Genomic DNA, 18,532 nt, shown 5'->3' with positions numbered 1-18,532 from the left:
TCTTAGTTCGCGAACCATGTCGCGACATTGTTCTATCCTTAATAGGGTTTTTAGCAATGGATAAAGGAGAAGCGTGCAATGTCGAACAAAGATAAAACACATCAATCACCGATTCATGGCACTGAAGAATCTCAACCGGGTATGGACTCTCTCGCCCCTGCAGACGGCTCTCACCGCCCCTCCCCTGGCCCCTCCGCACCAGGCGAACAGCCTACCGCACCGGGAAGCATGAAATCGCCGGACGCGGGAAACGAGAAGCTGAAATCTCTTGAGCCACACCGTAAAGGCGGCGAGGGTTTTGCGCTCACCACCAATCAGGGCGTGCGTATTGCTGACGATCAGAACTCCCTTCGCGCAGGCGCGCGCGGGCCAACCCTGCTGGAAGACTTTATCCTGCGGGAAAAAATCACCCATTTTGACCACGAGCGGATACCGGAACGCATCGTCCACGCACGCGGTTCCGCTGCGCACGGCTACTTCCAGCCCTATAAGAGTCTGAAAGCGATCACCAAAGCGGATTTCCTCTCCGACCCGGATAAAATTACCCCGGTGTTTGTGCGTTTCTCCACCGTGCAGGGCGGCGCGGGGTCGGCAGATACCGTCCGGGATATCCGCGGCTTTGCCACCAAGTTTTATACCGAAGAGGGTATTTTCGATCTGGTCGGCAATAACACGCCGGTGTTTTTCATTCAGGACGCGCATAAATTTCCTGACTTTGTCCATGCGGTAAAACCGGAGCCCCACTGGGCCATACCGCAGGGACAAAGTGCGCACGACACCTTCTGGGACTATGTTTCCCTGCAGCCTGAAACCTTACACAACGTGATGTGGGCGATGTCAGACCGCGGGATTCCGCGCAGCTACCGTACCATGGAAGGGTTTGGTATCCATACCTTCCGTCTGATCAATGCCGAGGGGAAAGCCACGTTTGTCCGCTTCCACTGGAAGCCTGTCGCGGGTAAAGCCTCGCTGGTATGGGACGAGGCGCAAAAGCTGACGGGACGCGATCCGGACTTCCATCGCCGCGAGCTGTGGGAATCCATTGAAGCGGGCGACTTCCCGGAATACGAACTGGGCCTGCAACTCATACCGGAAGAGGACGAATTTAAGTTCGATTTCGACCTTCTGGACCCGACGAAGCTGATCCCGGAAGAGCTGGTGCCGGTGCAGCTGGTGGGTAAAATGGTGCTCAACCGCAACCCGGATAATTTCTTTGCCGAAAACGAGCAGGCCGCGTTCCACCCGGGGCATATCGTGCCGGGGCTGGACTTCACCAACGATCCGCTCCTGCAGGGACGCCTGTTCTCCTATACCGATACGCAGATCAGCCGTCTGGGCGGGCCGAACTTCCACGAAATCCCGATTAACCGCCCAACCTGCCCGTATCACAATTTCCAGCGCGACGGGATGCACCGTCAGGATATTGATACCAACCCGGCGAACTATGAGCCGAACTCCATTAACGATAACTGGCCGCGTGAAACGCCTCCCGGACCGAAACGCGGTGGATTCGAATCGTATCAGGAGCGTATCGATGGCAATAAAATTCGCGAGCGCAGCCCCTCGTTCGGTGAGTATTACGCCCACCCTCGCCTGTTCTGGAACAGCCAGACGCCGATTGAGCAACAGCACATCATCGGTGGCTTCAGCTTTGAGCTGAGTAAAGTGGTGCGTACCTACATCCGCGAGCGGGTGGTCGATCAGCTGGCACATATTGATATTCAGCTTGCCCAGAGCGTCGCGGATAACCTGGGCATTACGCTGACCGATGAGCAGCGTAACCTTGCTCCGCCGAAAGAGGTTAACGGCGTGAAGAAAGATCCGTCGCTGAGCCTGTATGCCGTGCCGGGCGGCTCGATTAAAGGCCGCGTGGTCGCCATTCTGCTGAATGACAAAACCCGCGCCAGCGACGTGCTGGGGATTATGCAGGCGCTGAAAACCCAGGGCGTGCATGCCAAACTGCTCTATTCCCGCATGGGTGAAGTGACGGCTGACGATGGCTCTGTGCTGCCGGTGGCCGCAACCTTTGCCGGTGCGCCATCGCTGACCGTCGATGCGGTGATCGTGCCGTGCGGGGATATTGCCAGCCTGCTGACCAACGGGGACGCCGTGTATTATCTGCTGGAAGCCTATAAGCACCTGAAACCGATCGCGCTGTCCGGCGACGCGCGACAGTTCAAAGCGCAGCTGAAGGTGGCCGATCAGGGTGAGGACGGGATTGTCGAGGGAGATAACGTTGACGATGCCTTTATGACGAAGCTGTTTGATTTGCTCGCCGCACACCGCGTCTGGTCGCGCAGCAGCAAGATTGATCAGATCCCGGCGTAAAAAATACCCTCACCCCGGCCCTCTCCCTGAAAGGGAGAGGGAGAAATGCAGACCTGTGCTGGCATTACAGATCGCACCGCACAGTCCCCTCGCCCCTTTGGGGAGAGGGTTAGGGTGAGGGGGAATTTCTCACAGATCCCCAAACGTCCCCAGACGATACCCGCGCTCGGCAATCGCATACTTCAGCGACGCCGACGTCAGCACGTCCAGCTCCGCCAGGCGCGGCCAGCAGTAGGCGCTTTTCCGCACGGTGTTATCGACAAAAGCCGGATGCGCCATCACTTCTACCGACTTTTCCCCCCGCGCGGCGGAATCGTCCAGCACCTTCAGGAACAGCGCTTCGTCGATCTCGTCGCCGTAAAATGCGCTGCTGAACCCCTCAGTGGTTGTCACGTCGCAGTCGGGCACGCCGCGCGCCTCCCTATCCACGCGCATCGCCACGCCTTTGCGCTGGGCAAACCCGGCGACAATCGGGAAAATCGCCGGGATCATATGCACGTGGTGATGGCTGTCGATATGCGTCGGCGCCTGACCAAACACATCAACGAAGCGGTTGAACTGACAGTCCAGCTCGCGGGCAATCTCTTCGAGCGGCAGAGCATCCTGCTCCGCCAGTTCCCAAATCCACTTTCCAAGCTGGCCCTCGCGCGTCAGGCCCGGCATTGGCGAAAGCGGCATCCCGAGCGTCAGCACAAAATGCATGCCGACGCCCAGCGCCGGCACCTCGCGGCTCAGCTGCGCCGCGTGTTCAACCGCCTCACCATTCACCAGTGCCGTGGTAGAGGTCACAACCCCCCGGCGACAGGCTTCAATAATGCCGTAGTTCTGGCCTTTCGAGAGACCAAAATCATCAGCATTAACGATCAGCAGGTTTTCCATTGTGCGTCCTCTTAGTGGTGTTTGAACTTCAGCTTCTCGATCGTGGCGGCAAAATTCGGCAACCATTTTTCATGCGCCAGGATCATCTCGCTGGCCAGCTGTTCCGCATCGCGGTCTGAATGCACCAGCGGGCTGAGGTTCAGCGCCAGCAGCACGTCATTGAGCTCGCCGCTCAGCGCCGCGTTGCTTGCCGCCACTTCAAAGCCCTTAATGGTGTGGATCAGGCCCATGACCTTGTCATCGAAGTGGGTGATGCGAGGATGCGGTTTAGCGCCCTCGCGCCCCAGGATGCAGGTCATCTCGACGGCCCAGTCCGCCGGGATATTGTCGATATGGCCGTGGTGTGGCACGTTGACATAGTGTTCCGCCTGCTTGTCGTTGTAGATGGCGTTGATCACTTCACACGCCGCATCGGAGTAGTAGGCCCCGCCGCGCTGCTCCAGTTCTTTCGGTTTGACGTTCAGGTTCGGGTCTTTATACAAATCGAACAGCTGCTTCTCGACCTTCTGAACGATCTGCGCGCGCGCGCCGCCCTTATAGTACTCGCCCATTTCGATGGCCAGCATCTCTTTCTGCTTGAAGTAGTAAAGCAGGTACGAGCACGGCAGCAGATTCAGCGAGCGGATCAGCCCTTCGCTGAACGGCAGGTCAAAGATGTTTTTCACGGATGCCGCCGTCAGGCGACCGGAAGCCACGCCGTCGAGGAGCTCGGCAAAGCGCGATTTTCCGTTCACGATGACATCTTTAATAAACACCATGTGATTCAGGCCGAACAGATCGATGGAGAGATCGTCGCTGTCGGTCAGCGCCAGCACGTCGCGGATAAACATCTTCATGCCGATCGGAATGTTGCAGACGCCGATAAAACGTTTGAAGCCGGTATGACGATAGACCGCTTCAGTGACCATCCCGGCCGGGTTGGTGAAGTTAATCACCCACGCGTTCGGGCAGATCTCCTGCACGTCTTTGACGATGTCGAAAATGACCGGGATGGTACGAAGACCTTTAAACAGGCCACCTGCGCCGTTGGTCTCCTGCCCCAGATAGCCGTGGCTCAGCGGAATACGCTCGTCCAGCTCGCGCGCCTTCAGCTGGCCAACGCGCAGCTGGGTGGTGACGAAATCCGCATCTTTCAGCGCCAGACGACGGTCCAGGGTTTTATGCACGGTCAAAGGCACGCCCGCTTTTTCCACCATGCGCTTGCACAGGTCGAAAATAATATTCAGCTTCTCCTGACCTTCCTCAACGTCCACCAGCCATAATTCGCTGACCGGTAATTCATGATAACGTTTCAGGAAACCTTCAAGTAATTCCGGGGTATAGCTGCTGCCGCCACCAATGGTTACGACTTTTAATTTCTTCTGCATAATATCTCCCTTAGCGTATCAGGTTAATCGCCTGCAAGGTATAGCGTACTCTTCCCGCTATTTGGGCAAGCCATTAAAGCAATATTTGTGGCGGATAATCCGCCGAAAGTTAATTCATTACCGTTAAATTCTTCCGGTAACTGTTCGGTGTGAATGACGTCAATTTTTTAAAGGTCTTAATAAACAGACTGGGACTGCTGTATCCTGACTCGTACGCAATATCGGTGACAGAATAGTTGGTAATTTCCAGCTGTTTTTTGGCAAAGTTAATGCGGATTTCATTAATAATTTGCACGGGCGTTTTACGATAATAGCGCTGCGTTGCACGGGTCAGATATTCCTGGGATTTGCCCGACAGCGACACCATATTTTCCAGCGCATTTTCGCTGAACTGGCCTTTATCGTGCATCAGCTCAACGGTGCCACGCAGCCATTGCGGAATATCATCCGTCACCTGCTGCTCTTCACGATGATGGCGCAGCCGGTTCATCACATAGAAGGTCACCGTTTCAATAAACTCATCAAATTCATTGTCGCGGAAGTTAAGCGAAGCGATAACCGTCTCAATCCAGGTCATGAACTCGTTTTTGACCCGATAGACCTGGGAGGCAACGAAGCAGAACGGCACCAGCGGCAGATAGTGCTTCTCGAAGAAACGTCTGCTGACGCCCACGTTCAGAATGCGGGTGGCACCAAATTCGTAAAAGCTCTGGTGATAAGACCCCATCGGCAGGAAGACAAAATCCCCTCGCTCAAGCAGGACGCGCTTACCGTTGATCTCCTGGTAGTAGCGACCGGTCAGAACAATCGTGAACTCGTAGTAGTCATGCTGGTGCAGACCACTGGCGCTCTCCGTTTTGTTGTAGATAACCACATGAAAATTTTTGCCATTAAACAATTGCTGTTCAAGTGCGGTTTTAATTTCCATCGTGCTGACCTCCTGCTACTCAGTCTGACTTACTGCATCTTCTCGTGAAGCTCAATGAGCTCCGCCACCAGCTCACGCGCCAGCATCGAGGTCATCAGGTGATCCTGCGCGTGGACCAGCACCAGGCTGACCTTCATCTTCCCTTCGCCCTGATCGCTTTCAATCAGCTTTGTCTGCACCAGGTGCGCTTCATTCAGCGCCGTGCGGGACTGCTCCATCATGGTTTTCGCGGCGGCGAAATCCCCCTGCTTGGCCTGCTTCAGTGCGGCATAGGCCAGGCTGCGGGCCTGTCCGGAGTTGATGATAAGCCCCATCACCACTTCTTCAAGATCGTTCTCGGCGGCTTCGTCTGCGACAATACTATCCAAATCTAACATGTTTAAGCTCCTTGTGGCTGGCGCGGGCTTCCCCGCGCCGGTCAATCTTAGAATTTCAGTGAGAGGGCAATATCCTCTTCGCTCTCTTCTTCATCAATGATGGTGGCGGCTTTGTTGGCAATCGCCACGAATGGCATGTACAGCAGGGTGGCAATCCCGAGGTTGAATATCGCCAGCAGGAAGGCTGCGACGCTGCCGTTGGTGTTGAAGAAGGCGCCCAGACCTGCTGGCATGGTCCACGGTGCAATGTTGGTAATCGGTGGAATGATGCCCATGTAATACGCCGTCAGAGTGATAGCGGCCAGCAGCGGCTGAATCAGGATGAACGGAATGAACATTACCGGGTTCATGATGATTGGCAGACCGAACAGAATCGGTTCGTTAATCTGGAAGATGCCTGATGGCAGCGCCAGCTTCGCGACCTGACGGTAATCAGCACGACGAGAGACAATAAAGACCGCGATGATCAGACCCAAGGTCGCCCCGGTACCGCCCAGGAAGATATAGGAGTCAAGCATCGGCTTCGCCCACACATGGAAGGTTTTACCGGCTGCCAGCGCCGCGTCAACGGAGCCGTACTGCTGGTAAAGCGCAACGTTTTCCAGTGCCCAGGGGGTCATAATCCCGCTGTCCAGCGCGGCCAGTGCCAGTGAACCATGCACGCCAAAGAACCACAGCAGAGAGGTGAAAATCACATACGCCCAACCGACCACGCCACCCATCGACGCCAGCGGCGTAGAGATAGAGTCCATGATGATCTGGTGGAAGTTTGTGCCCCAGTGGGAGAGCGCCCAGGCGATAATCCCCATGATAGAGAGAATAATGAAGCCCGGAATCAACGCGGAAAATGAACGGGAAACGGAAGCCGGTACGCTATCCGGCAGGCGGATAACCCAGTTGCGACGGATAATAAAGGTGAACATTTCTGCCACCACCAGGCCGATAACAATACCGGAGATAATGTTGGCCCCACCCAGCCAGTTGGCGCCGACGGCATAGGCTTCACCCACGCTGTATGGCGTCACGGTCATGAAAGCGGCGACGGATAATAACCCGGCGGCCAGCGGATCGACTTTACGCTCTTCTGCCAGTGCCATCCCAATAAAGAAAGGCGCCATCAGCGACATAATCCCCAACGTACCGTTATAGACGTTGCCGCCGATGGCTTTAAAACCATTAAGGGTTTCAATAGTGGAAGCGTCTAACCGAATTCCTAATGAATAAAAGAAGGAACCTTCACCAAAGCTCAGAAAAACGTTGTTAATTAAAACGAACATGGCCCCGGCCAGCGTCAGCGGCATTAATTTAATAAAGCCGTTTTTGATGGCATTAACGTGAGGCTGCTTTCCTATTTTAACAGCAAAAGGAAGGAGTACCTTTTCAAGTGAAGCGATGACTTTACTCATAGGAAAATACCCTTAAATGCCGTAACGCATGTTACGGCGTATTGTGTGTGAAATAACTCTTTGACGGGAAAAATAAAAATTAATTAGCAGCTTTTTTAATGGCTGCCACAGCAGCTTTAAGAACACCTAAACCATCAATCTTGCCGTACAGCCCCGAGTCGATCACTTCGACCGGTTTATTCGGTAACAGTCGTTGAATTTCGGGCAACATATAGGCAATTTGCGGCCCCAGTAAAACGACATCGGCTGTCTGGCCTTTTTCGCCCGCCAGCGTCTCTGGAAACGCTTCAATCACCACAGGGACTTCATACTTTTCAGCCTGCGCACGCATCTTTGACACCAGAAGCGAGGTTGACATGCCCGCTGAGCAGAACAGGTAGATATGTTTCTTTTCCATCGTGTTTTCCCTCTTTTATGACTACCTGCCATCGCGCTATCACTCGACTCGCTGTCCCGGCAGACAGGTAGCTTGCGTACTGTTGTTTATCGTTGGAGTGAGTATACGCAATGGTACAGACAGGGGATAATTCTGGATAGACTAAAATTGTCTCTCATTGACCTGGTTTGTTGACTCCCTTCACATTTCGGGCAAATAATTCGCGCAAAGAAATAAGATTTACGTATGCATAAAAAAACCGGCCCCTGGGCCGGTTTGTTAACATCCTCAGGCAAGGAGGGTTATTGCGCCTTAGGTGCCTGCGGATCGGTGTCGTATTCAGCACAGGTCTGATAGCCGGAGTTGATCACATGACCGGTATCATCCAGCGCGACAAAGTAGGTTTCTGCCTTACCATCACGTTGACCCAGGATATAGGTCTGGCAGGTCCCTTTCGCATGAATCATGGTCACTTCAGAAGAAGGTTTACCGGCAATCGCGGCCACCTGCGAACGGGTCATCCCTTTTTTAACGTCTTTTACTACGGGCTGCGTAAACTGATCCTTGGTTCGATCGTAAGCCGTACACCCTGCCAGCATAGTCAGTACCGCCGCTGCGCTAAGAATTCCTGCTACGTTCTTGTTCATATTCCGTCCTCTTGTTTATCAGCGTGTTATATAAGCATGGGATAAAAAGTACTATTGTTCAACTTTGTGAGTTACGCCAGACGAATTTCGGAAAATTCTAATAAAACAACGATAACCTGCTAAATCGGCGCAAATTAGCGCACTCGAAACTGTGATCCTTGTCGTTTCTCGCCCAAAGGGTTAGTTTTAACAGCTAACACATTCTGTTTATGTACTGCATATGGAGGGCGTGATGGCTCTGCAACAAGAGATTATTCAGGCACTGGGCGCGAAGCCCACGGTAGATGCACATGAAGAGATCCGCCGCAGCGTGGATTTTTTAAAATCGTACTTAAAAAAGAACGCTTTCCTGAAATCCCTGGTGCTGGGCATCAGTGGCGGCCAGGACTCTACCCTGACCGGTAAACTCTGCCAGATGGCGATTTCAGAGCTTCGCGAAGAGACGGGCGATGAGACGCTGCAGTTTATCGCGGTGCGTCTTCCTTATGGCGTGCAGGCGGACGAGCAGGATTGCCAGGATGCCATTACCTTCATTCAGCCTGACCGCGTGCTGACAGTGAATATTAAGGGTTCGGTGCTGGCTAGCGAGCAGGCGTTACGCGAAGCGGGCATTGAGCTGAGCGATTTTGTTCGCGGCAACGAAAAAGCCCGCGAGCGCATGAAAGCGCAGTACAGCATCGCCGGGATGACCAAAGGCGTCGTCGTCGGCACCGACCATGCGGCAGAAGCGATCACCGGTTTCTTCACCAAATACGGCGACGGCGGCACCGACATTAACCCTATCTTCCGTCTGAACAAGCGTCAGGGTAAGCAGCTGCTGGCCGCGCTGGGCTGTCCTGAGCATCTGTATAAGAAAGCGCCGACAGCGGACCTTGAAGACGATCGCCCTTCCCTGCCGGATGAAGCGGCCCTTGGCGTCACCTATGACAACATTGATGATTATCTGGAAGGCAAAAAGCTGGATGAAGGTACCGCGAAAATCATCGAAGGCTGGTATCTGAAAACCGAGCACAAGCGCCACACGCCAATTACGGTGTTTGACGACTTCTGGAAGAAATAAAAGCAAAACGGTAACCCCAGGTTACCGTTTTTAGTGTTTGCGCCCTCTCCCGTGGGAGAGGGTTGGGGTGAGGGCATCAGGCCGCACGTCCTGGCCGGGTAAGGCGTCGCCGCCACCCGGCTCTTTTTTAACCACCACACTCCTGCTACACTGTATACCTGAACAGTATATGGAGCAGTATGTGAGCAGGCGTCAATCCGCCCCGCGTCTTGAGTTTGAAGCGGCGGCTATCTACGAATATCCCGAGCACCTTCGCCCCTGGCTTGAAGCATTGCCTAAACAGCCGGGCGTGTACATCTTTCACGGCGAAAGCGACACCCTGCCGCTCTACATCGGCAAGAGCGTTAACATTCGCAGTCGGGTATTATCCCATCTGCGTACGCCGGACGAAGCCGCCATGCTGCGCCAGTCGCGACGCATTACCTGGTTCCAGACGGCTGGAGAAATGGGCGCGCTGTTGCTGGAGGCGCGGTTGATAAAAGAACAACAACCGCTGTTCAACAAGCGCCTGCGCCGCAACCGTCAGCTCTGCTCCCTGCAGATCAACGAGGGCAAGCCGCAGGTCGTCTACGCGCGCGACGTTGATTTTTCTCATGCCCCGAATCTCTACGGGCTGTTCGCCAATAAACGAGCCGCACTTCAGGCGCTGCAGACGCTCGCGGACGAGCTCCAGCTTTGCTACAGCCTTTTAGGCCTGGAGGCGACCACCCGCGGACGCGCCTGTTTTCGATCCGCGCTGAAACGCTGCGCCGGTGCCTGCTGCGGGAAAGAGAGCGTTGAGGCGCACCACGCACGGCTCCTCTCCGGTCTGGGGGCCATTAGCGTGAAGTGCTGGCCCTGGGAAAGCGCCGTTGCGCTCAAAGAGGTGGGCGAGGCAATGACCCAGTATCACATCGTCAACAACTGGCTCTGGCTGGGCGCTGTCGACAACATCAACGACGCGGCAACCCTGCTGCGCACGCCCGCCGGATTTGACCACGATGGCTACAAAATTCTCTGTAAACCGGTCCTGGCCGGTAAGTTTGAGATCATTGAACTCAATGGCCTGGCAGCCATGTGATTTCGCTGAACAATAAGGTACCCTGAGCCTCCAGCAGACGCAGCGTATGGGTACCCTCCTCCCAGCTGGCGCCCTGATCGGCCGTCAGCAATTTATCACCCAGTTGCCACGCCCCGCTTAACACAAACACCACGCCCCCGCGTGTGCCAAAGGTGGTAAAGGTACGGTCAGCCACGCGCACCTTCGCTCGGCAGCAGTCGCGACGGGTCATGATGTTGAAGTCCATCGCCATCCGCCCATCGGACAGCAGCGCTTTCACCGGCAGGTCGCCGGCAAAGCTATAGGGCTGATGGTGCTTCAGGGTATGGAAGAACGCCTGACCGGCATCCAGGGTCACCTCCCCGCCTTCCAGCAAGGTAATCACCCGATCGACGCCGGGAAACGAGGAGAATTCGCCGTTGCTGGCGATAGTCGCGATACTGGCACGCCAGTGAAAATCCCTCGTCGCGGGAGGGAAGCAGCAAATCTCACGCGTTTCGCCAGCACCATTGCGCCAGAGGCTGACCGGCATCTTACGGATATCAAAGAACTCCATCACCACTCCTGAATGGCACAACCCGTGCCAGGGCAAGGATATCGCTATCGTTGCTGTCTTGATTGTTATCGTTGGGTATTCACAGAAACAGTATCGGCAGCAGAGCGGGCAGGCCTTAGCGCAACGTTAATAAAAATGCTAACGCCATGACTCTACGAACATTCTCTGAAGCGACTACAGGAGGATACCGCGCTGGCGGCGGCAGGCAAGAGGGCAGGAAAGAAAAACCGCCGGTCCTGTCCACAGCGATTGCGCTTTTGTGGACAGGATCCCGGCGGTCTTAAGAGTGTGAACCGATTATTCGGTTGGTGCTGGCATTTTACCTTCCATCGCCGGACGTTCTGTCAGACGCTTCTCAAAATTCGCATTAAATTGTTTTTTCTGTTCCGGGGTCAGAATGTTGTAGATCTTGTTCTGAGTTTCCATGTGAGCCAGCATGCGGGCTTTGTGCTGCGCGGCCATTTTGTCGATCTGCGCTTCGGCTTTCGCCTTGTCGAAGCTGTCGCTGGCGATGATGTCATGCATCGCACGACGCTCTTCAAGCGGAGGACGTTTCATCTGGTCGCGTTCACCTTTTCTGATGTCGCGGATCTGCTGCTTCTGCGCATCCGTCAGGTTGAGATCCTTAAACATCATCATCTCGTTGTGCATACCCGGACCTTTATGATGCATCATCATTTTGCCTTCAGCAGGCGCGGCAGTGGTGGTGGTCGCAGTATCTGCGGCGAACGCCATGCTGGTAGCGCCCAGAGCCAGGGTAGAAGCAACAAACAGTGCAGTAAACTTACGCATAATTTATTTCCTTTCTTTCAGTTATTCTTCGGCGCTATGCCGTGTTGACGAGATTAACTTTACGGGGTTTATCGTCAATTAGTCAGAGCAACGGTAAAACAATGAAAGTATAAAAAACAAATTTTCGCCAAATGTGGAGGAAATAAGGATAAAGCGTGGAGAGTTGCAACAAAAAATATTCAATACGATGATTTTAAAGCGATTTAGCAGAATTATAACGGAGTGAAGGTGAATAATAAAGCAATTCACCAGGAATATTCTGCAAAACAAGCGCAAGCGCGTTAATCGTTAAGAAAAGTTTTTTTACCTCCCCCTCCCGAATGATGAGAGGGGAAAGGTTCAGGATATTTTTTCCAGCATCAGCCCGGCCCGCAGGCCAAACGCGACGGTGGGGTTAGGGAATAAAACATACTCGGTGGTTTTCTGCACCTCGTAACGCTCCTCGCCATCCTCAGCCAGCAGCGCCCCTTTGCGGAACGGGGTGAAGTTCAGAGTATGCGCGGCCATATGCAGCAGGAAGGCATCGCTGCGGCGTGTGATCTGCTGTACAACCCGGTACCGCTCAACGGGCTGATGCGCGTGCTCGGGAGCCTTTCCTCCCAGCAGCGCCCGAAGGGCGAGATGCGTAGGCGCAAAGCGGGTGAGATCGTTCTGGCCAAACGGCAGCGCTTTCCCCAGCTCCAGCGTACAGGACAACGCACCAAAGTTCTCACAGGTGAAGTGCGTAAAGGTTCCGCCAGGCGACTGGTGAAAGACCAGCGCCTCCAGCCCGGCGTCTCCCAGCCAGCTCAGGAAATCTTCCTCCCACGGCTGATTGCGCTGCGGCAGAACGCCAAAGCGAACATGGTAAGACGCGCGGATGGCCGTATGCAGATCCAGATGCCAGCGCACGGGCCCCGCAGCGGCAAAAAACGCGGTCACGACGCTCTCCAGCCACGCTGCCCGCGCCGTTTCGTCACTCTGCGGAAACTGCGACCAGCGCCCGCCGAACATGCGGTTAATGTCGCTGACCAGGTACCGTTTGTTTTGCGCCAGCGCAGGGGGATTGCCCAGCACCACCAGCACGCGGCACGTCAGGGCAATTTCATTGCGATACAGCGCGCGCAGCAGCAGATCGACAATCTCAACGGGTGCCGTTTCATTCCCGTGAATGCCCGTTGAAAGCAGCAGCGAGAGATCGCTTTTTGCGGTCGGCGTCAGCTCAAGCACCCCGCGCCCCAGCCACCGCCAGCGAAATGAGGGGCCGTCCCCCTCTTTCTGTTCCGGCGTCTCATCGGCCAGGGTCAGCGCCAGTAAATTTTCCATATCCACTCCTTTAGCGCTGGAACGGGTAAACCGATCCCAGCTGCAGGATTGTCGATAACGCGTCCAGCGCCTCGCGTCCTTCACGCAGAAGCTGCGGGTCAACCAGATCCGCCTGCGTTAGCCGATCGCGATAGTAGCGATCGACCCAGTCATTCAGACGGGTAAAGAGCGTATCGTTCATCATGACCGCCGGGTTAACCGCCTGCATTTCGTCCTGGGTCAAGACCACGCGCAGACGTAAACAGGCTGGGCCACCGCCGTTAGCCATGCTTTCGCGCAGATCAAACACGCGCAGTTCGTCAATCGGGTTATCGGCCTTCACCAGCTCGGTCAGGTAACGCCACACGCCCTGATGATCCCGGGACTCCTGCGGCAGGACCAGCATCATGCTGCCGTCATCGCGGCACAGCAGCTGGCTATTGAACAGATACGTTTCGACCGCATCCTGCACACTCACCGCCTCCGTTGGCACCTGAATTGGCGTGAAGCCGCGCACGCGCTCATGCAGCGTGGCGAGCAGCTTCTCCTGATGGGCAAACGCCTGCTCGTGGCAGAACAGCACCTGGCGGTTGGAAACGGCAATCACGTCGTTGTGGAACACGCCCTGATCGATCACATGCGGGTTTTGCTGGGCAAAAATCACCTGGGAAGGATTGACCTGGTTCAGGCGGGCAACCGCCTGGCTGGCCGCCAGCGTCTGACGCGCAGGATAACGGGTTGGCGCGGCGTGGCCCCCCTCTTCTCGCCCGTAGATAAACAGCTGCAGGCCCGGGTCGCCATAATCGCCCCCCAGGCGGTTATGGTTGGCCGCGCCTTCGTCGCCAAACATCGCCACCTGCGGCAGGGCCTGATGCACCGCGAAATGGGCGTCATGGTTGAAAATGGCGCGCAGCACGCGCTCGGTGGTTTCCGCTTCGGTGGCGCGGTGGAATTTATTGTTCAGGTTCGCCACCGTCAGATGAACTTTGCCATCCAGCGTATCGGCTGACGGCGCGACGGTCGCGGCGTTGGCCACCCACATAGAGGAGGCCGAACTTGCCGCCGAGAGCAGGTGCGGCGTCTGCGTACCCGCTTTTTCAACCACCTGCTCATCGGTGCCGCTAAAGCCGAGCTGACGCAGCACCGCCACGTTCGGACGCTCCTGCGGCGGGATCACCGCCTGCGGGAAACCGGCATCCGCCAGCGCCTTCATTTTTAGCAGCCCCTGCTTCGCCGCCAGCTTCGGGTTCGAGACCTGAAAGCGGTGCTTCGTCGAGGCTTCATTACCAAAAGAGAGCCCGGCATAGTGGTGCGTCAGCCCCACCAGCCCGTCAAAGTTAACTTCACGCGCTTTCATGACGGTCCCCTCCGGTAAAGTCCAGCCCCGGATTCAGCGTCTCCGGCAGCGTCAGCGCCGGGGTTTCCAGGCTCGCCATCGGCCACGCACAGTAATCAGCGGCATACCACGCGCTGGCGCGATGGTTGCCCGACGCGCCCACGCCGCCGAACGGCGCGGTGCTCGCGGCCCCGGTCAGCGGTTTATTCCAGTTCACAATCCCGGCGCGCGCTTCCAGCAGCAGTTGTTCAAACTTCTCGCGATGCGGTGAAATCAGCCCGCTCGACAGGCCGTAGCGGGTGTTATTCGCCATCGCAATGGCCGCATCGAAGTCGTCATAGCGCCAGACGCACAGCAGCGGGCCAAAGACCTCTTCATCCGGCACGTTGCTCGCGCCGCTCATCTCAACGATGCCCGGCGTCAGCAGCGAGGTACCCGGCTGAACCTGCTTCGGCTCGAGCAGGGTTTTCGCGCCGCGCGCAACGTGGTCCTGCCAGGCCTTCAGCACGTTCAGCGCGGCCTGTTCGGAAATCAGCCCGCCGATAAACGGCTGCGGATCGGCATTCCACGCGGCAGGCACCAGACGCGCGCTCACTTCTACCAGACGCTTCAGGAAGGCATCCCCCTGCGCGCCCCGCTTCACCAGCAGGCGGCGGGCGCAGGTGCAGCGCTGTCCGGCGGTAATAAAGGCGGACTGAATCGTCAGGTGCACCGCGGCGTCGATATCATCCGGGTCTTCCACAATCAGCGGGTTGTTGCCGCCCATCTCCAGCGCCAGAATTTTTTCCGGCTGCCCCGCCAACTGGCGGTGCAGCTGATAGCCCGTCCCGGCGCTGCCGGTAAACAGCAGGCCGTCGATATCGTTCAGCGCGCTCAGCGCCTGGCCGGTTTCACGTCCGCCCTGCACGAGGTTCAGCACGCCCGGCGGCAGTCCGGCCTGTTCCCACAGCTTAACCACCGCCTCGCCGGTTAATGGCGTGAGCTCGCTCGGTTTGAAAATAACGGTATTGCCCGCCAGCAGCGCGGGAACAATGTGGCCATTCGGCAGATGCCCTGGGAAGTTGTACGGACCAAACACCGCCAGCACGCCGTGCGGACGGTGGCGCAGCGTGGCCGCGCCGTCCGGCATGTCGGTATGCTGTTCGCCGGTACGGGTATGGTACGCCTTGACCGAAATGGCGATTTTATTGATCATCGCCGTCACTTCGGTTGCCGCTTCCCAGCATGGTTTACTGGTTTCAGACGCGATGATGCGCGTCAGTTCAGCCTTGTTTGCCTCCAGCAGCCCGGCAAACTTTTCAACAATTGCCTGGCGCACGGCGAAAGGCTGTTTTGCCCACGCCGGAAACGCACGGCGAGCGGCATGGCAGGCCTGTTCTACCTGCGCGGCGCTGGCGTCATGCCCCTTCCAGAGCACCTCTTTTCCAACCGGATTGGTCTTTACGCGCTGTTCGCCTTCGCCCGTGACCCAGTCACCGTTAATCCATAATGTCATGCTGTTTTCTCCTCAGGGCAGAGACGCACCAGGCGAACCTTATCGCCGGCGTTACATTTCAGGGCATCGAGCTCAGCAGCCGTCAGCACCAGACGTTCACATTTCGGGTTGGTTCGCACCAGCATGGCGCGGAAGTTGGCGTAATTTTCGTTCGCCACCAGGCATGCGGGCCAGTCGCCCGGCGCGGGCTGGCCTTCAGAGACCTCAACCAGCCGGCTTTTACGGATTGCGCGCACGCGGTCGATATCGCACTCAAGCGTAGGCCCGCCGTCAAAGATGTCGACATAGTTGCGGTAGCGGAAGCCTTCTTTCTCCAGCACCGCGCGGGCGGGGGCGGTTTGCGGATGCACTTCGCCGATCACCGCCTGCGCTTCCGGGCTGAGGAAATGGGTATAGATAGGATGCTTCGGCATCAGCTCGGCAATAAAAGCTTTCTGGCCGGTACCGCACAGGTAGTCCGCCCGGCTGAACTCCATCGAGAAGAAGCGCTCGCCCAGGCTCTCCCAGAACGGCGAGTAGCCGGTGTCGTCGATCACGCCGCGCATCTCTGCGACCACTTTTTCGTTAAAGCGATCGCGGAAGGCGGCCATAAACATAAAGCGAGATTTGGAGAGCAGATAGCCGTTGCCCTCTTTGCGCCACGCCGGATCGAGAAACAGCGTGCACAGCTCGCTGGCGCCGGTGTGGTCATTACAGAGAAACAGCGTGGGCAGCGCGTTATAGACGTTCAGCTCTTTCGAGGCGTGAACCATAGTGCCGACGCGGTAGTTGTACCACGGGTCGTTAAGCCCGACGGCCACTTCAATGGCGCAGATCCCGGCCACGGTTCCCGTGTCGGTGTCTTCCAGCACGAACACATACCCCTGCTCGCTTTTTGGCAACGTCCCCTGCCAGGTTTGCAGGGCGCGCTCGATGCGCGCCGACAGCGTTTTTTCATCGGCAGGAAGCGAGGTCAGCCCGCCTCCCGTCTTACCGGCAAGCTGCATGAGCCCGGCGAGATCGCCGAGCTCAACGGGACGGATGACCATCATGATGACACCCCGGATTTCACTTTTTCACACGCCAGCGCAAAACGGTCCAGACCGGTTTGCACCTCTTCTTCACTGACGATCAGCGCAGGCGCAAAACGCACCACGTTGGCACCGGCAATCAGCACCATCACGCCCACTTTTGCCGCTTCCTGTGAAATAAGTTTAGCTTTCCCGGCAAACTCAGCGGTGAGTTCGCAGCCGATTAACAGCCCCAGACCGCGAATTTCTTTAAACAGTCCCGTTTTGCTGTTGATGGCATTCAGACGCTCGACAAACCAGTCGTGACGCTGCTTAACGCCTTTCAGCACCTCAGGGGTGTTAATGATATCGAGAACCTGTCCGGCAACGGCGGTAGCCAGCGGGTTGCCGCCGTAGGTGGTGCCGTGGGTGCCCACGGTCATTACGCTGGCGAATTTATCTGTGGTCAGCATCGCCCCAATCGGGAAGCCGCCGCCCAGCGCTTTGGCGGTCGAAAGCACGTCCGGCGTCACGCCGTAGTGCATATAGGCATACAGCTCGCCGGTGCGGCCCACGCCGGTCTGCACTTCGTCGAAAATCAGGACCGCATCGTGACGATCGCACAGCTCGCGCAGCCCCTGCAGGAAGGCTTTTTGCGCCGGAAGCACGCCGCCTTCGCCCTGCATCGGCTCGACGATCACCGCGCAGGTGGTGTCGTTAATCAACTCGCTGGCGGACTGCAGATCGTTATAGATGCCGTGACGAATATCCGGCGGCAGCGGTGCGAAATCCTGCGAGTAGGAAGGCTGACCGCCCGCGCTGACGGTAAAGAGCGTGCGCCCGTGGAAGGCATTTTTAAACGCCACGATGCCGCTCTTGTGGGTACCAAATTTATCGTGCGCATATTTGCGCGCCAGCTTCAGCGCCGCCTCGTTGGCTTCCGCCCCCGAGTTACAGAAAAAGACTTTTTCGGCGAACGTCGCGTCGATCAGTTTTTTGGCCAGGCGCAGCGCAGGCTCGTTGGTAAAGCCGTTGCCGGTATGCCAGAACTTCGCCGCCTGGTCGTTCAGCGCCTGACGCAGCGCCGGGTGCGCATGACCCAGCGCGTTGACCGCAATCCCACCTGCAAAGTCGATGTACTCTTTACCCTGCTGATCCCACAGGCGCGAGCCTTCCCCACGAACCGGAATAAAAGCCGCCGGAGCGTAAACCGGCATCATCCATTCATCGAAATTTTCACGCGTAATTGACAGAGACATAGCGACCTCATCCGGTAAATAAAAGGTTATTTGAATGTTAAATAATTGAGTGTTTGCACTGTGAATGTAGATTGCAGCCTTCGTGCCAGCCAGCGATAAAAATGCATAAACGGGTTGAGGTAACAGAATATCAACAAGTTACGACATGGAGTTATTCACTGTTAGTGCATAATAAGTGAATATTTTTACGACAAGCGGCGCTTTGCCGCATGAAAATCAGAAAGAGTATGCACAGGCCAAATATAATTCTGGAATTGTGATCGCTCGCGAAATTTATCGGTCATTTACGCCCTGTTTGGGGGCGAAGCGCGTCAGAATGGTGCAAATATTGCACCACCGGCATTATCTGTCGCAGTTATTGGTCGAACCCGGTAACAGTTGACGCAAATTCTGCTACCATCCATGCACTATTCA

At 56.3% G+C, this 18,532-nt stretch carries 17 protein-coding genes; 3 read left to right on the top strand and 14 right to left on the bottom strand.

What is annotated here, in order from left to right; genetic code table 11:
• Positions 1–78: 78 nt before the first annotated feature.
• Positions 79–2,328 (top strand): catalase HPII, encoded by a 2,250-nt coding sequence (gene katE / locus OTG14_RS04930; protein ID WP_267214673.1) that lies wholly within the window; start codon positions 79–81, stop codon positions 2,326–2,328.
• A 129-nt stretch (positions 2,329–2,457) separates the two neighbouring features.
• Here the strand turns inward: katE and chbG are convergent, their stop codons facing one another.
• From chbG to osmE, 7 genes are all read right to left on the bottom strand, one after another.
• Positions 2,458–3,207: a chitin disaccharide deacetylase gene (chbG, locus tag OTG14_RS04925; RefSeq protein ID WP_267214672.1), complete on the bottom strand. Its 750-nt coding sequence runs from the start codon at positions 3,205–3,207 to the stop codon at positions 2,458–2,460.
• Positions 3,208–3,218: 11 nt separating this feature from the next.
• Positions 3,219–4,574, bottom strand: coding sequence for a 6-phospho-beta-glucosidase (locus OTG14_RS04920; RefSeq protein WP_024909441.1), 1,356 nt, complete (start codon positions 4,572–4,574; stop codon positions 3,219–3,221).
• A gap of 109 nt (positions 4,575–4,683) precedes the next feature.
• The gene (gene chbR / locus OTG14_RS04915; protein ID WP_024909442.1) at positions 4,684–5,502 is read right to left on the bottom strand and encodes a transcriptional regulator ChbR; all 819 of its coding nucleotides are present in this window, start codon (positions 5,500–5,502) and stop codon (positions 4,684–4,686) included.
• Between the two features lie 29 nt (positions 5,503–5,531).
• On the bottom strand, positions 5,532–5,879 hold the full coding sequence (gene chbA, locus OTG14_RS04910; RefSeq protein WP_024909443.1) for a PTS N,N'-diacetylchitobiose transporter subunit IIA: 348 nt from the start codon (positions 5,877–5,879) through the stop codon (positions 5,532–5,534).
• Positions 5,880–5,926: 47 nt separating this feature from the next.
• A complete protein-coding gene (gene chbC / locus OTG14_RS04905) occupies positions 5,927–7,285 on the bottom strand; it encodes a PTS N,N'-diacetylchitobiose transporter subunit IIC (RefSeq protein ID WP_028017210.1) in 1,359 nt (452 codons plus the stop codon).
• A 79-nt stretch (positions 7,286–7,364) separates the two neighbouring features.
• A complete protein-coding gene (gene chbB, locus OTG14_RS04900) occupies positions 7,365–7,682 on the bottom strand; it encodes a PTS N,N'-diacetylchitobiose transporter subunit IIB (protein ID WP_008500676.1) in 318 nt (105 codons plus the stop codon).
• A gap of 281 nt (positions 7,683–7,963) precedes the next feature.
• Positions 7,964–8,308, bottom strand: a complete 345-nt coding sequence (gene osmE / locus OTG14_RS04895) for an osmotically-inducible lipoprotein OsmE (RefSeq protein ID WP_010430142.1) — start codon at positions 8,306–8,308, stop codon at positions 7,964–7,966.
• 232 nt (positions 8,309–8,540) lie between these two features.
• On the opposite strand from osmE, the gene nadE reads away from it, so the two are divergent.
• Positions 8,541–9,368, top strand: coding sequence for an ammonia-dependent NAD(+) synthetase (gene nadE / locus OTG14_RS04890; protein ID WP_023335358.1), 828 nt, complete (start codon positions 8,541–8,543; stop codon positions 9,366–9,368).
• Positions 9,369–9,549: 181 nt separating this feature from the next.
• Positions 9,550–10,428, top strand: a complete 879-nt coding sequence (gene cho / locus OTG14_RS04885; RefSeq protein WP_248164122.1) for an excinuclease Cho — start codon at positions 9,550–9,552, stop codon at positions 10,426–10,428.
• Here the strand turns inward: cho and ves are convergent.
• The 7 genes from ves to astC all read right to left on the bottom strand — a co-directional run bounded on the left by ves (position 10,406) and on the right by astC (position 18,118).
• The gene (ves, locus tag OTG14_RS04880) at positions 10,406–10,963 is read right to left on the bottom strand and encodes an environmental stress-induced protein Ves (protein ID WP_021241069.1); all 558 of its coding nucleotides are present in this window, start codon (positions 10,961–10,963) and stop codon (positions 10,406–10,408) included. The genes cho and ves overlap by 23 nt on opposite strands.
• Positions 10,964–11,260: 297 nt before the next feature.
• Positions 11,261–11,755, bottom strand: a complete 495-nt coding sequence (gene spy / locus OTG14_RS04875) for an ATP-independent periplasmic protein-refolding chaperone Spy (RefSeq protein ID WP_024908549.1) — start codon at positions 11,753–11,755, stop codon at positions 11,261–11,263.
• Positions 11,756–12,094: 339 nt separating this feature from the next.
• Positions 12,095–13,060 carry a succinylglutamate desuccinylase gene (gene astE, locus OTG14_RS04870; protein ID WP_267214671.1) on the bottom strand — a complete coding sequence of 322 codons (966 nt, stop codon included), beginning with the start codon at positions 13,058–13,060 and terminating at the stop codon, positions 12,095–12,097.
• A gap of 10 nt (positions 13,061–13,070) precedes the next feature.
• Positions 13,071–14,396: an N-succinylarginine dihydrolase gene (astB, locus tag OTG14_RS04865; RefSeq protein WP_267214670.1), complete on the bottom strand. Its 1,326-nt coding sequence runs from the start codon at positions 14,394–14,396 to the stop codon at positions 13,071–13,073.
• Entirely contained in the window at positions 14,383–15,870 is a 1,488-nt protein-coding gene (gene astD, locus OTG14_RS04860) for a succinylglutamate-semialdehyde dehydrogenase (RefSeq protein ID WP_267214669.1), read from the bottom strand. The genes astB and astD overlap by 14 nt, the downstream gene beginning before the upstream one ends.
• Positions 15,867–16,901 (bottom strand): arginine N-succinyltransferase, encoded by a 1,035-nt coding sequence (gene astA / locus OTG14_RS04855; RefSeq protein ID WP_267214668.1) that lies wholly within the window; start codon positions 16,899–16,901, stop codon positions 15,867–15,869. Before astA ends, astD begins: the two co-directional genes overlap by 4 nt.
• The gene (gene astC, locus OTG14_RS04850) at positions 16,898–18,118 is read right to left on the bottom strand and encodes a succinylornithine/acetylornithine transaminase (protein WP_048991592.1); all 1,221 of its coding nucleotides are present in this window, start codon (positions 18,116–18,118) and stop codon (positions 16,898–16,900) included. Before astC ends, astA begins: the two co-directional genes overlap by 4 nt.
• Positions 18,119–18,532: the final 414 nt, after the last annotated feature.

It is taken from the genome of Enterobacter pseudoroggenkampii (assembly GCF_026420145.1).
Taxonomy (GTDB): domain Bacteria; phylum Pseudomonadota; class Gammaproteobacteria; order Enterobacterales; family Enterobacteriaceae; genus Enterobacter; species Enterobacter pseudoroggenkampii.
This window is presented reverse-complemented; position numbering and strand designations above follow the sequence as displayed.

Bases quoted from the DNA above. Each gene is read 5' to 3' on its own strand.
- nadE (WP_023335358.1), top strand. From the start codon at position 8,541: ATGGCTCTGCAACAAGAGATTATTCAGGCACTGGGCGCGAAGCCCACG.
- spy (WP_024908549.1), bottom strand. From the start codon at position 11,755: ATGCGTAAGTTTACTGCACTGTTTGTTGCTTCTACCCTGGCTCTGGGC.
- chbA (WP_024909443.1), bottom strand. From the start codon at position 5,879: ATGTTAGATTTGGATAGTATTGTCGCAGACGAAGCCGCCGAGAACGAT.
- astB (WP_267214670.1), bottom strand. From the start codon at position 14,396: ATGAAAGCGCGTGAAGTTAACTTTGACGGGCTGGTGGGGCTGACGCAC.
- astE (WP_267214671.1), bottom strand. From the start codon at position 13,060: ATGGAAAATTTACTGGCGCTGACCCTGGCCGATGAGACGCCGGAACAG.
- ves (WP_021241069.1), bottom strand. From the start codon at position 10,963: ATGGAGTTCTTTGATATCCGTAAGATGCCGGTCAGCCTCTGGCGCAAT.
- astA (WP_267214668.1), bottom strand. From the start codon at position 16,901: ATGATGGTCATCCGTCCCGTTGAGCTCGGCGATCTCGCCGGGCTCATG.
- chbC (WP_028017210.1), bottom strand. From the start codon at position 7,285: ATGAGTAAAGTCATCGCTTCACTTGAAAAGGTACTCCTTCCTTTTGCT.
- osmE (WP_010430142.1), bottom strand. From the start codon at position 8,308: ATGAACAAGAACGTAGCAGGAATTCTTAGCGCAGCGGCGGTACTGACT.
- katE (WP_267214673.1), top strand. From the start codon at position 79: ATGTCGAACAAAGATAAAACACATCAATCACCGATTCATGGCACTGAA.
- chbB (WP_008500676.1), bottom strand. From the start codon at position 7,682: ATGGAAAAGAAACATATCTACCTGTTCTGCTCAGCGGGCATGTCAACC.
- chbR (WP_024909442.1), bottom strand. From the start codon at position 5,502: ATGGAAATTAAAACCGCACTTGAACAGCAATTGTTTAATGGCAAAAAT.
- OTG14_RS04920 (WP_024909441.1), bottom strand. From the start codon at position 4,574: ATGCAGAAGAAATTAAAAGTCGTAACCATTGGTGGCGGCAGCAGCTAT.
- astC (WP_048991592.1), bottom strand. From the start codon at position 18,118: ATGTCTCTGTCAATTACGCGTGAAAATTTCGATGAATGGATGATGCCG.
- astD (WP_267214669.1), bottom strand. From the start codon at position 15,870: ATGACATTATGGATTAACGGTGACTGGGTCACGGGCGAAGGCGAACAG.
- chbG (WP_267214672.1), bottom strand. From the start codon at position 3,207: ATGGAAAACCTGCTGATCGTTAATGCTGATGATTTTGGTCTCTCGAAA.